At 58.4% G+C, this 12483-nt stretch carries 11 protein-coding genes; 2 read left to right on the top strand and 9 right to left on the bottom strand.

What is annotated here, in order from left to right; genetic code table 11:
* Positions 1–48 precede the first annotated feature (48 nt).
* From ileS to HY36_RS11620, 9 genes are all read right to left on the bottom strand, one after another.
* Positions 49–3078: an isoleucine--tRNA ligase gene (gene ileS, locus HY36_RS11660; protein WP_035552932.1), complete on the bottom strand. Its 3030-nt coding sequence runs from the start codon at positions 3076–3078 to the stop codon at positions 49–51.
* 196 nt (positions 3079–3274) lie between these two features.
* The gene (locus tag HY36_RS11655) at positions 3275–3841 is read right to left on the bottom strand and encodes a hypothetical protein (protein ID WP_035552930.1); all 567 of its coding nucleotides are present in this window, start codon (positions 3839–3841) and stop codon (positions 3275–3277) included.
* 74 nt (positions 3842–3915) lie between these two features.
* Positions 3916–4839, bottom strand: coding sequence for a riboflavin biosynthesis protein RibF (gene ribF / locus HY36_RS11650; RefSeq protein WP_035552928.1), 924 nt, complete (start codon positions 4837–4839; stop codon positions 3916–3918).
* On the bottom strand, positions 4839–5270 hold the full coding sequence (locus tag HY36_RS11645; RefSeq protein ID WP_035552925.1) for a MaoC family dehydratase: 432 nt from the start codon (positions 5268–5270) through the stop codon (positions 4839–4841). The genes ribF and HY36_RS11645 overlap by 1 nt, the downstream gene beginning before the upstream one ends.
* 58 nt (positions 5271–5328) lie before the next feature.
* A complete protein-coding gene (locus tag HY36_RS11640) occupies positions 5329–6180 on the bottom strand; it encodes a TIGR01459 family HAD-type hydrolase (protein WP_035552922.1) in 852 nt (283 codons plus the stop codon).
* A gap of 32 nt (positions 6181–6212) precedes the next feature.
* A complete protein-coding gene (locus HY36_RS11635; protein ID WP_035552919.1) occupies positions 6213–6710 on the bottom strand; it encodes a hypothetical protein in 498 nt (165 codons plus the stop codon).
* A gap of 63 nt (positions 6711–6773) precedes the next feature.
* Positions 6774–8003, bottom strand: a complete 1230-nt coding sequence (locus HY36_RS11630) for an EAL domain-containing protein (protein WP_035552917.1) — start codon at positions 8001–8003, stop codon at positions 6774–6776.
* 284 nt (positions 8004–8287) lie between these two features.
* On the bottom strand, positions 8288–8851 hold the full coding sequence (locus HY36_RS11625) for a hypothetical protein (protein ID WP_206741193.1): 564 nt from the start codon (positions 8849–8851) through the stop codon (positions 8288–8290).
* Between the two features lie 170 nt (positions 8852–9021).
* Positions 9022–9858 (bottom strand): fumarylacetoacetate hydrolase family protein, encoded by an 837-nt coding sequence (locus HY36_RS11620; protein ID WP_035552912.1) that lies wholly within the window; start codon positions 9856–9858, stop codon positions 9022–9024.
* A 112-nt stretch (positions 9859–9970) separates the two neighbouring features.
* On the opposite strand from HY36_RS11620, the gene HY36_RS11615 reads away from it, so the two are divergent.
* A complete protein-coding gene (locus HY36_RS11615; RefSeq protein ID WP_081806167.1) occupies positions 9971–11629 on the top strand; it encodes a DUF262 domain-containing protein in 1659 nt (552 codons plus the stop codon).
* Between the two features lie 85 nt (positions 11630–11714).
* On the top strand, positions 11715–12482 hold the full coding sequence (locus tag HY36_RS11610; RefSeq protein WP_035552906.1) for an SDR family NAD(P)-dependent oxidoreductase: 768 nt from the start codon (positions 11715–11717) through the stop codon (positions 12480–12482).
* Position 12483: the final 1 nt, after the last annotated feature.

Below are 12483 nucleotides of genomic sequence, written 5' to 3'. Positions count from 1 at the left end.
CCGAGCAGATTGCAGCTTCAGCCCTGCCAATCAAGCGATTCCCCGCACTCATCCGTGAACCTTGTCCCAGGCCTTTACGGTCAGCGCGTCACGCGGCGTAATGTCCGGGAAGGCCGGGTCAGCCGTGGATGGGTCGAAATACTTCCAGCTACGGCGACATTTGATGCCGTCTGCCTTCTCCGGGTACACGACCACGCCGTCGGTATCGTCGAGCGTGAACCCGCCGCCATTTCCGTTGGACGTGTGGATCAGCTCTGCGCCGGACGTGATGAAGATGTCGGCGGCGCTCTCACCCTTGAAGGCATCAATCAGAGCCTGGTCCGCGATATGCACTTTCGGCGCAGCTTCCAGAGACGCACCAATCCGCTTCTCGCGGCGCTCCACTTCCAGCGCACCGGTCACGACGCGGCGGACGGTGAAGATCTTTGCCCAGCGCGCGGCCAGCACGTCATCCTTCCAGCCTTCCGGCGTTTCTGCGAATTGCAGCAGATGCACAGATTCAGCCCGGTCCTTCAGATGGCTTTCAAGAAACGCCTCTTCCATCGTGAACGGCATGACCGGAGCCAGCCATGTCAGCAGGCGTTCCAGCACAGCCGCCATGACTGTGCGTGCGGCGCGGCGGCGATTGCCAAAGACAGCCGTGTCCTTGTCCCAGGCTGATTGCGTATCGAAGCGCGGGTCGCAGTACAGGCTATCCTTGCGAATATCGAAATAGACCGCAGACAGATCGACGCCGCAGAAATTGATCAACAGCGCCATGACACGTTTGAAGTCGTAGACATTGTAAGCCGCACGGATCTGGCCATCGAGTTCGGCGAGACGGTGAAGCACCCAGCGCTCAAGGCTCGGCATCTCGTCGCGCGGCAGGGCTTCGGCCTCGCTCCACCCATCCAGCGCGCCCAGCAGGTAACGCACCGTATTGCGCAGCTTGCGATAGGTCTCGACCGATCCCTTGATGATCTCGTCAGAGATTCGCAGGTCTTCAGTGTAGTCGCCCGAGGCCGTCCAGATACGGAGGATTTCGATGCCGTACTGTTTCTGGATCTCCTGCGGCTCGATCGTGTTGCCGATGGATTTCGACATCTTCTTGCCTTCGGCATCCACGATAAAGCCGTGCGTCAGCACCTGCTTGTACGGCGCGATACCGCGTGTTGCACAGCTCTCCAGCAGGGACGACTGGAACCAGCCGCGATGCTGGTCAGAGCCTTCCATATAGAGATCCGCCTGCCCGGTCTCCGGGTCGATGATACCGCGCTCGCGCAGGGCAAAGGCATGCGTCGTGCCGGAGTCGAACCAGACGTCCAGAACGTCCGTCACCTTGTCCCAGTCGCCCACATCCAGACCGAGGGGCGACAGGAAGTCTTCCGCAGGCGTATCGAACCAGGCTTCGACGCCGCCCTGTGCGATCGCCGCTTTGATCGCTTCGTTCAGTTGCTCAGCCTGTTCGGCAGCCAGCGTGGCCGTGTGAGGTTGTCCATCCTTGTTGACGAAAATCGTGATCGGAACGCCCCAATTGCGTTGGCGGCTGATCAGCCAGTCCGGGCGTCCTTCCACCATTGCCTGCAGGCGATTGCGGCCAACAGCGGGGAAGAATTCGGTATCTTCAATGGCTTTCAGCGCATTCTCGCGCAGCGTCTTGCCGTTCGGGCCGGGCTTGTCCATCGAGATGAACCATTGCGGCGTCGCCCGGCGGATGACCGGTGCCTTGGAGCGCCAGGAATGCGCATCGCGGATCGTCGTCATGCCACGTGCGAGCAGGTTTCCACTCTCTGCCAGCAATTTGATGACTTCCGGGTTCGCCTTGCCCTGCTCTCCCCGCTTCTTGCCGGACGTGCGGATGATGTCGAGCCCCTGCAGCGCGGCCGGAAGCTCCGGATGCTGATAAGCACCATCCGGATTCACGATGTCGCGAATGTCAGACGCCTTGCGCCCGGACGCGATCCAGACATTGAAGTCATCCTCACCATGCGCCGGCGCCGTATGCACGAAGCCTGTACCGGCATCATCTGTAACATGATCGCCCGCGAGCATGGGGATGGGTTTGTCGAAAAATGCGCTCACCTGAGCCAGTGGGTGCCGAAGACTCACCAAGCCTTCTGGATCGACAGCGATGACAGGCCGGAACTTTGAAACTTTCGCACCATCCATGACGCTTTGTGCCAACTTATCCGCGATGATAAGTCGCTCGCCCACTTTTGCATACGGAGCAAATCCGAGTTCTTCCTCACTCATGACAGCCTCAACTTCGTAGATGCTGTATGAGATTTCACGATTGTAGCTGACGGCTTGGTTGGCTGGGATCGTCCAAGGCGTGGTCGTCCAGATAACGACCGATGCTCCCTTCGCTTCTGCTACCCAATCAGGAAACGTTGCTCCATCTCCCAAATGCGTGCCCGCCCAAGGAAACTTCACCCAGATCACCGGCACCTTGCGGTCGTGGTATTCCACTTCCGCTTCCGCCAGCGCTGTGCGTTCCACCGGGCTCCACATGATCGGCTTGGCGCCGCGCACCAGCGTGCCGCCCATCGCCATGCGCAGGAACTCGCCCACAATGGAGGCTTCGCTTTCGAACTTCATCGTCAGGTACGGATTGTCCCACTCACCCTCGATGCCGAGATTGCGGAACTCTGCCTTCTGTACGTCCACCCATTTGCCGGCATAGGCGCGGCAAGCGGCGCGGAAGTCTCCAGGCGCGACATCATCCTTGGTCTTGCCCTTGGAGCGGAACTCCTCTTCCACCTTCCATTCGATCGGCAGGCCGTGGCAGTCCCATCCCGGCAGGTAAGAGGCATCAAGACCGGTCATCTGGTGCGAGCGCACGATGATGTCCTTGACGATCTTGTTCATCGCCGTGCCGAGGTGAATGTGGCCATTCGCATAGGGCGGGCCATCATGCAGGATCCACGGTTTGGCCCCGCGCGCCTTCGCATCGGCGCGAAGTTTTTCGTACAGCTTCAGCTCATCCCAGCGCTTGATCCAGTCGGGCTCGCGCTTGGGCAGGCCGCCCCGCATCGGAAACTCGGTGGCAGGCAGAAACAGCGTGTCGCGATAATCGCGGTCGGTCAGGGAATCGGTCATGTCGGGCCTATGGCAGTTTTGGCGTGTTTTACGGAAATGCCGGGCAATGGCCACGGCTTTTTTTCATGCGTTCAGAGCATGGGCTCCCGGCTTCGCGGCCCCGTTCGTTCCGGGTCAGCGCGCAGCCGGGCGGCTAATTCGAATGCAGTCTATCCGTGCCATGCGATTTCCGTAGCAGGCTCGTCTTAACGAGTCACTATTGCCATTCAGCGGTGGTTTGCGTTTCCGCCAGATTGGCCAGGCGTTCTGACACCTTGCCACAAAGCGTACGGAACACGTTCATGTTCTCGATCATGTTGTCCCAGGCGATGCCGTGATCGAGGATGACATAGCGCGACACACGCACCTTCTGCGCGTCGGATTTGTAGAGGGAGATTGCGGGATAATCGCGGTCTATTCCCGCAATCACCTGCTCGCTGACCGATGAGCCATAGACCGCCATGAACTCCAGTCCGCGGCAATCACTGCCATCCGGCAGCGCGCAGACGGCATAAGCCCCGAAGGTCAAACCGTCCTCGAACTCGCCGAACACGAAAGGTGCGCCATCGCCTGTGCGCCCCGCCGCGATAAAGGTCGCGCCGACCTCATCCAGCATCAGACGCAGATCGTCCATCGTCACCGTCTTGATGATCTGGATTGGCTCCAGCAAGGCCGGATCGATAGTCCCGGCTTCTGGCACAGGCGGATCCATCGTCCCCGGATCCGCGCTCGCTATTGGTACAGCCGCAAGGCCAATCCCCGCGGCGATCAAACACTTCAACATGGTCGTCCCTCAAACCAGTGCTTCAGTTTCTAGAAAGTGATTGTGGCGGCGACTGGGCAACACTCCAAGTAGAATCAGGCTGCCGCCAGACGTTGCTTTGCTTCTATAACGTCCTTGCCCATCTGCACCACCATGGCATCCAGGCTCTCAAAATGCAGCTCTGGCCGCATGTAAGAGATTATCTGAACCTCCATCCACCGACCGTAAATGTCGCCATCAAAGTCGAAGATGTGTGCCTCCAGCAGCGGATCGCGCAGACCCGTGGTTGGCGTGCGTCCAAAATTGGCGACACCTGGCAACCATTCACCCGCCCGATCGATGCGAACCCGCACCGCGTACACGCCGTACTTGGGATGGATCAGCTCGCCCAGGCTCGTATTGGCGGTCGGGTAGCCGAACTTCCGGCCATTCTGCTCGCCCTTGATAACCGGGCCATCGGCAACCCATACCTGCCCCAGGATCTGCGCCGCCAGTTCAGGCTCCCCGGCCCGCAATGCCTGACGGATCGCTGTTGAAGAGGCTTTCTCATCTTCGTTCTGGACTTCGTCGACAATGGTCACGCCAAAACCAAGTGCGCGCCCAAGACTGGCCAGGCGCTGCGCATGGCCCATACGTCCCCGGCCAAAGCGGTAATCAAAGCCGACAGACACATGGCTCACGCCAAGGCCATCGACCAGAACTTCGCGCACGAACTCCTCATCGGTCTTGGACGCCATTTCGCCATTGAAAGGCAGTTCAAACACAGAGTCTGCGCCTTCAGCCAAGATCGCAGCATTGCGGCGCTCCGGGCGGAAAATGCGGAAAGGAGGGTCTTGCGGGCGAAAATAGGCGTGCGGGGGCGGCTCGAACGTGGCCACAGAGAAATTGCCGGCTCCCGCCTCTCTTGCCGCCGCCATCACAGCCTTGTGGCCCGCATGCAGCCCATCGAAATTGCCAAGGGCAATCGATGCACCACGCGCCCGTTCCGGCAGGCCTCGATAGTCGGCGAAAACGCCCATCAATCCTCCCGGCGCGGCGCAACCACTTCCGCTTCACCTGTGATCACGCGCTTGCCATCGACAATACAGGAGACCTTCAGCGTCACGCGGTTGCCGCGATCTTTCTTCTCGGCCACTTCTGCCCGCACCGTCACCTCGTCACCAATGTGAACCGGGCGCTTGAACCGCATGGAGAGCCCCACAAAGATCGCGCCTGGTCCTGGCAGATTATTGCCCAGAATGCCGGAGATGTAGCTCGCTGTCAGCGCACCATGCGCGATGCGCTTGCCGAACACCGTTTTCGCGGCAAACTCGTCTGACATGTGCAGAGGGTTGAAGTCGCCAGACACTTCGGCAAAGCGCTGGATATCGTTTTCGGTGATCACGTGCACCGTCTCATGAGACATGCCGACATCGAGATCTTCGTACTTGTAACCGGTGAACTCACTCATCCCGTTTGGGCTCCTGATTGCTTTTCGGCAGTTTGGTTACACGCTGCAGCGCAACACGTCACCATCTGAGGCCAGTCATCGCATAGGTCGCCTGCTCGCCGTAATCGGCCAGAAGGTCTGCGACCTCCGCTTCAAAATTGTCGCCATGCTCCTTCAGGCCGGTGCCAACATAGAGGCCATGAAAGCCTTGAAGCCGCGCACCGCGCATGTCCGTCGTTGGGCTGTCGCCTATACACAGCACGCGGGATTTGTTCGCCGCGGCATCGCCAAGCCGCTCAACCGCCAGATCATATATCGCCGCGTGAGGCTTGCCCGGATAGATGACATTGCCGCCAAGATCCTCATAGATTTCCGCCAGCGCGCCGGCGCACCAATGCAGGCGTCCACCGATTCTCACTTGCTTGTCCGGATTGGCGCAAATCATGGGAATGTTGCGATCAATCCCCTGTCTTAGCGTGTCCGTATAATCGCTGGGGTGGTCATTCAGTGAATCGCGCAAACCGATACAGAGCAGCACGTCCGATTCGTCCGGCTCGCCGAATTTCAGGTCCAGTCCCTGATACAGGTATGGGTCGCGTTCCCAGCGGGCATTCGCCCCCATTGCCCAGAACACCTTGTCTGTGCGCTTGCTCAATTCCGCACGGGTCGCATCGCCTGAAGATACGCAATCGTCGTAGGCATCCGCTGGAACGCCCAGTGGCTCGAAATAGTCAATGACCTGCTGTTTCGGGACAGGTGCGTTCGTAATCAGGCAAACCTTTCCGCCCTTGGACCGATAAGTCACCAGCGCGTCGCAAGCCTCGTCGAATTTGGCGCGGCCATTGTGAATGACCCCCCAGACGTCGCACAGAACGGCATCATACTTGTCCGCGATATCGGACAAGCCGCCCGGAAATTTCAAATCTGTCATACATATGGACCTATGCCCGGCCAGTGAGGCGGTCAATCGCCAAATCCGCAGGCTGACGCAGGCAATGGATGGAGACGCCAATGAACGGCCGTTGGAATGGAAATGGAATGCGCAAGAAAGCAGCCTTTGACACGCGTCATGTGGCCGAAACCGTCTTCAGAAATCAGCTCTGGCGCGTAGTTGCAGGACAGCAAGTTTGCGGCATGGGTTTCAGGATCGCCCATCAGCACTTCCAGGATCATGTGATTGGACCCCGTTCCGATCATGACCGTATCGGCTTCCACGCCACCGAATTCGCACCCTTCCAGGTTGGCTGCACTGCCATCTGAGTTCAGCAGGTTGGGTTCCAGTTCCGGCGAAATGCGGAGGTCCAGAAAGACGACACCTTCTGTCATGGCTTGCAACGCGTCCGGCGCCTCGAACTCAGCTGGCCCCGGCAATTCCACCGTGATGCGCTGAACCATTTGAGGCTCGGCCGCCGCTGCGCGACAAAGGGCGACTACCGGAATACAAAACGCGACAAATCTCATACCGTCCTCCACCAATTGGAGGCATCGGACTGCATCAATGAGGCAAATTGAAGGTGGTCGGGATCAGCCGAAATTGGACAAGCGCTGGACCAATTCCTGTGGCGGGGCCGTTTCTTCCATCAGCGAAGACTTGATCGGACGCGGCGCGCCGAACACATGACCCTGACCGTAAGGAATATCGTATTCCAGAATTTCGATCACGCTGGCCTCGTCTTCGATCTTCTCGGCTACGACGGTAACGCCATAGCGAGAGAACACAGCGCTGACTTCTTCGCCGTCCACACGGCGATTGATCGACGACACGGGACGCGGGCCAGCAGGATCGCGCAACTGGTCCATCAGCAGCGTGCCATTCATCTTCACAAAGCGAATACCGGCTGACTGAAGACGCGGCAGATCCAGCGCAAGGCTGTCTGCGTGATCAATCGAGAAGCGAAAGCCAAGCGCCGTCAGCTTGTCCATATTGTCCCGCATCGTGCGAGAGCGCGTCTCGAAACGGTCAGCCGTGATCTCGAAAATAACCGCGCCTGAAAGATCACGATTTTCCGTCATGAATTCAAGGAACAATGGGAAGAATGTCGAATCTTCCAAAGAGGATGCAGAGATGTTGCAGAATACGCCGACGCGGCGATCCCGCTCCGCAAGGCGACGCACGATCTGGACACACCGAAACAGGGTGAAGTTGTCGATGATCCCCATCAGCTTCGCCCGGCGTGCGGCATCCAGGAACTCGGCCGGCAGGACCAGCGAGCCATTCGGACGGCGCAGACGGGTGAACCCCTCATAAAACGATACGCGGCGCTGTGGCAGCGAGACAATCGGCTGCAAGTGCAGATCGACGCGACCGTCTTTCAGCGCGTCGCGCACATCGCGCAGAATGGCGTCTTCTTCCGGTGCCACAATTGCGTTCTCGCTGGTCTCGGCCAGCTTGTTTTCGAAACTCTTGGACAGCCGGTCGATGAGGCTTTCAAGCTGCTTCATTTCGGTAACCAACGCATCACGGCGTTCGGTGAGCTCATGCTTGATCGTCGCCTCAACGGCCTCGGTGCGCGCCTCAACAACATCAACACGCTCAACAGAATCACGGACCGTGCGCTCCACACGGTCGATGCGCTCGTCGATCTCCTTGGTGGAGCGGTCAGACTTGATCAGGATATGGATTTGTCCGAGCAACGCTGTCGCGATACCGCCCGCCGCGATGGACAGGGGCATGCCGACATCCGTCAGCGTGAACACGCCGTAACCGACGCCCCCGCCGATTGCCGCGTAGAGAAGGAACAGAACAAAAGTCATTACGTCAGCACCCGATACAACCCATGAATGTTAACAGCTAGGCCCAATTGGTTAACGAATTGCGAGGAATTGAAAGAATTTGCCAAGCGCGACCTTCTTGTCGCAGCTTGTTTACACTCATGCCACAATCCCAGTGGTTCAAAGCATGGCAGGCGTCGCGTTCCCGGACAAGGTGAATAGTGTCAGCGCGCTATGCGCGACATCTGACAATTCGGCATAATCGCCTCCATGACAGCTGATCGGCGACATCGGGGGAAGCTGTGGAATAACAGCGAATGCTGAGGTCAATCAGACGAGCCGTCACGAAATACGAATTCCGGCGCCCCCAATGGCCACTCCGATTCGCAATCAAGCACACGAAACTCTCCGCCCGATAATTCCTGCAATGGCGTCCCGCCGCATGACGACAGGATCAGATTGTGACCTGCATAATCGACAATATATGTCGCGCGGTCTGTGCCCGTTTCGAATTTCCGCACGCGCAAATCGCCTGTGTCGAAAACTGTCGCTTCAGCCTGACCTTCACCGGGCAATACGGCAAGCAGAGCCGCATCAAAGCCCCCAGCCGGTCTCTCTTCCACAAAGATCAGCGCATCGGATACTTCATAAGCCCTGTTCAGAATGCCCGCGAATTCACCTGTGCCCGAAGGCCCGGCCACCGGTAGCGAGCTTTCACGCCCCGCGCGCCAAGCGGCATTCCTCAACTCATCCAGCCCCTCGACATCTTCACCACGCAGCGACAGCAGCATCACTGCATCCAGGTTTCGAAGGTCTGCGTTCGACTGATCCAGGGTCACGCCTGCAGGCGCGCCGAACATCACACGCTTTCCACCCGCCAATACGATCACGCATTTGCCTGGCAGCAAGCGCTCGGAACAAGGCAGAAGCGCGAAGTCAGTTGAACGGATTGCAAGTTCGGGCGGAGGCGCGACCGGCGCGTCATTCGCCGATCCACAGGCTACCGCGCTCACAAGGGCGGCAAAAGCGAGCAAGCTCCGAACAATCATCGCAGCGAGGCTTATCCGATTCTTGCCGTCTCAGGTTCAGCAATAATCTGGTTTTCGATCACGCCTATCTGGTCGATCTCGAGCCGAACCGTGTCGCCAGCCTTCAACCATTTTGGCGGAGTATGTCCCGCCCCCACACCTGCAGGCGTCCCGGTGAAAATGAGATCACCTGGCTCCAGCGTGAACGCGGCGGTCAGATGCGCGATCTGAGCTGGAATGTCGTGAATCATGTCCCGAACATGCCCGCTCTGGCGCAGCTCCCCATTTATGTAGGATCGAAGCTGGAGCGACGAGACATCCTCAATCTCGTCAGGTGTCACGATAGCCGGGCCGAACGGCGCATGCGTGTCAAACCCCTTGCCCATAATCATGGTCTGGCTCGCCTTCTGCCAATCGCGCACCGAGTAATCGCAGCCGACGCAAAACCCGCCAACAATCTCCATCGCCCGCTCGCGCGGCACATGGCGGCCATGCTTGCCAATAACCACGACGAGCTCGACTTCATAGTCCAGCTGTTCCGAAACCTTTGGTAGATGCACTTCACCAAAGGGCGCATTGGCGGATGTGGCCTGCTTGTTGAACCATTTCTGGACCTGAGGCGCTTTCGTATCCACGAAACTGACGCTCTCGGCGGCATGAGCGGCGTAGTTCACACCAATCCCCAGAATTTTTCTCGGGCGCTCAACAGGGGCAAGCAACTCCACATCCGCGAGCGCGATCTCAGGGGCTTCTGACCCGGTCGTTTGCAGTGCGTCTTCCAGCGTCTCTGCAGGGATTGGCCGGATGCTTTCGCCCCGAAGAATTCCGTAGCGATCGCCATCTTTTCCTGTGAACCGAACCAACCTCATTGCGTTACTCTCCTGTCACACTTTTTCCCGAAACGCCTTGCAAACGGTTCATGTGACGTTGTGGTCATTGTTGGCAAGGGCTACTCACAAGTCTTGTATAGAGGATGCCAACATGGATCTCGGCGTACGTGCTCAAGAGAGCTCACTCAAGAACATTTTTGCCCCTAGCGAGCGGCTGTGCATGCCGCCCTATCAGCGAAGTTATTCCTGGGGCGAACGCGAAGCGGGCGAATTGCTGACGGACCTGCTCGATGCTGCGGAGACCGGCACGCCACACTTCATCGGCGCGGTCGTACTGAATCGAGGCACCGAAGAAGGCCTGTTGGAAATTGTCGACGGGCAACAGCGTCTGACGACCCTGACCATTCTCCTCGCTGTCCTGCGCGATACCGAATCGGACGCCGCGAAAAGCAAGGAAATTCACGCTCTGATTGCGGATGAGGCCCGCCCGATGCTGGGTGAAGCCGCAAGCTGGAGGCTGGAGCTCAACCATATGGACGGGCCGTTTTTCCGGCACATGATTCAAACGCCCGGCGCGACTCTTTCGCTGGATGGCGAGTCCGGTGAGAGCGACAGTCAGCGCCGCATGGTACAGAACGCCCGCACCCTGCTGAAACGCGTCCGCGAGCTTTCCGACGAAGACCGGCGCGCCCTGGCGGACATCACAATCAACCGCTGCGCGCTCGTACGTGTGGTCGTCAACGACAAGGATCAGGGTTTCAAAGTGTTCCGTGTGTTGAATACGCGGGGAAAAGAACCTGGCGCACATGACATCATCAAGACCGAATTGTTCCAACGGTCAAAATTCACCACCAAGGAAGCCGCCACCTATTCCGAACAATGGGCCGAACATGAGGCGGTTCTGGGTGGAAGCGCCTTCGATGACTTGCTGCGCCAGATCCGCTCTATTTACGACAAATCCTCCAAAGGCGAACTGATCACCGGCTTCCTCAAGAACGTGATCCCCAAAGTGACTGCTCGCGGCTTTCTGGACGAATTGCTGCCGCGCTATGTCGAAGCCTACAAGATCATCACGACGGCCCGCGTGAAAGAGGGCCCCCACGCGCAACTGATCAGTGACAAGCTCAACCAGATGCGCGCGCTTGATCAGACCAGTTGGCGTGCGCCGGCACTGAAATTCCTGGTTGAGCAAGGCGTTGACCATGAAGACGCCCCCGAATTTTTCACCAAGCTCGAACGTCTGTCCTACATCGTGATGCTCGTATTGACGGATCGCGACCAGCGCACGAAACGCTTCAACAAGGTCAATGAGAACATTGGTAACAAGCGCGCCCTGAATGGGCGTGGCAGCCCCTTCAACATCTCCAAGGATGAAAGCCGTCGGGCCTTCGACCGGATGCTGGGACGGTTTGCAACGTTCGGCCAACGACGCTCCATGGCGCTGCGCCTGAATGCGGCGCTGGATGGTGGTTTTACCATTGCGCCCCAGTCGGATGCGACTGTCGAGCATGTGCTGCCCCGCAATATCAGCGAGGATAGCCATTGGATGATTGTCTGGCCCGACCCCGCAAAACGACGCGAACAATGCGACACGCTGGGCAATTTCGTGCTGCTCACCAACAAGGTGAACCAGAAAGCCGATCGGATGGACTACCGCGCAAAAAAGGATGTCTACTTCAATGGTGGTGGCGGCCAGGACTTCGCCTTGACGCGTGACCTCGTCGATCAGGATGCCTGGACGTCAGAAGTCGTGCGCAAGCGCACCGAGCGGCTGGCCGAAATCCTGATGATGGAATGGCAACTCACCTGATCCGGCTTTTCCTAGCGTGACCCCTGTTCGCTAAGGTCGCTTATGATAACCATTTCCCGGAAAACATAATTCAGGGAGCCCCATCATGAGCCTGTTCGACCTTTCCGGCAAAACGGCCGTTATCACCGGATCTTCTCGCGGCATCGGCAAGGCCATCGCAGAACAAATGGCGGAACAGGGCGCCCGCGTCGTCATCTCGTCTCGTAAGCCCGGCCCATGCCAGGAAGTCGCCGATGCCCTGAACGCGAAGCATGGCGATGAGACCGCGATTGCTGTGCCGGCAAACATCTCCTCCAAGGATGAGCTCAAGACGCTTGTCGAAAAGACGCGCGACTCCTTTGGCCAGATCGACATCCTCGTCTGCAACGCAGCCTCGAACCCGTATTATGGAAAGATCGAGGAGATCGACGATGAGTCCTTCGAGAAAATCCTCTCCAACAACATCATCTCCAATCATTGGCTGATCCAGCTCGTCGCCCCGGAAATGAAGGAACGGAACGACGGCGCCATCGTCATTATTTCGTCAATCGGTGGTCTCAAAGGGTCCGACACGATTGGCGCATACAACATTTCGAAAGCCGCAGATTTCCAACTTGCCCGCAACTACGCGATTGAGCTAGGCCCGCACAATATCCGCGTGAATTGCGTCGCGCCCGGCCTGATCAAGACAGACTTTGCCCGCGCGCTCTGGGAAAATCCGAAACTGGCCGAGCGTATCGAAAAAGGCACCCCCATGCGCCGTATAGGTGATCCGGAAGACATTGCTGGCGCAGCCGTATTCCTTGCTTCGAAGGCTGGCGCCTACATGGCCGGGCAGATGATTGTTGTCGATGGCGGCACAACGGTTACCTGAT

The sequence above is a fragment of the Hyphomonas atlantica corrig. genome (genome assembly GCF_000682715.1).
Lineage (GTDB): Bacteria > Pseudomonadota > Alphaproteobacteria > Caulobacterales > Hyphomonadaceae > Hyphomonas > Hyphomonas atlantica.
Note: the sequence above shows the minus strand (reverse complement) of the source record. Positions and strands in the feature narration are given on the sequence as shown.

Bases quoted from the DNA above. Each gene is read 5' to 3' on its own strand.
- ileS (WP_035552932.1), bottom strand. From the start codon at position 3,078: ATGACCGATTCCCTGACCGACCGCGATTATCGCGACACGCTGTTTCTG.
- HY36_RS11615 (WP_081806167.1), top strand. From the start codon at position 9,971: ATGGATCTCGGCGTACGTGCTCAAGAGAGCTCACTCAAGAACATTTTT.
- HY36_RS11640 (WP_035552922.1), bottom strand. From the start codon at position 6,180: ATGACAGATTTGAAATTTCCGGGCGGCTTGTCCGATATCGCGGACAAG.
- HY36_RS11635 (WP_035552919.1), bottom strand. From the start codon at position 6,710: ATGAGATTTGTCGCGTTTTGTATTCCGGTAGTCGCCCTTTGTCGCGCA.
- HY36_RS11620 (WP_035552912.1), bottom strand. From the start codon at position 9,858: ATGAGGTTGGTTCGGTTCACAGGAAAAGATGGCGATCGCTACGGAATT.
- HY36_RS11610 (WP_035552906.1), top strand. From the start codon at position 11,715: ATGAGCCTGTTCGACCTTTCCGGCAAAACGGCCGTTATCACCGGATCT.
- HY36_RS11630 (WP_035552917.1), bottom strand. From the start codon at position 8,003: ATGACTTTTGTTCTGTTCCTTCTCTACGCGGCAATCGGCGGGGGCGTC.
- ribF (WP_035552928.1), bottom strand. From the start codon at position 4,839: ATGGGCGTTTTCGCCGACTATCGAGGCCTGCCGGAACGGGCGCGTGGT.
- HY36_RS11655 (WP_035552930.1), bottom strand. From the start codon at position 3,841: ATGTTGAAGTGTTTGATCGCCGCGGGGATTGGCCTTGCGGCTGTACCA.
- HY36_RS11645 (WP_035552925.1), bottom strand. From the start codon at position 5,270: ATGAGTGAGTTCACCGGTTACAAGTACGAAGATCTCGATGTCGGCATG.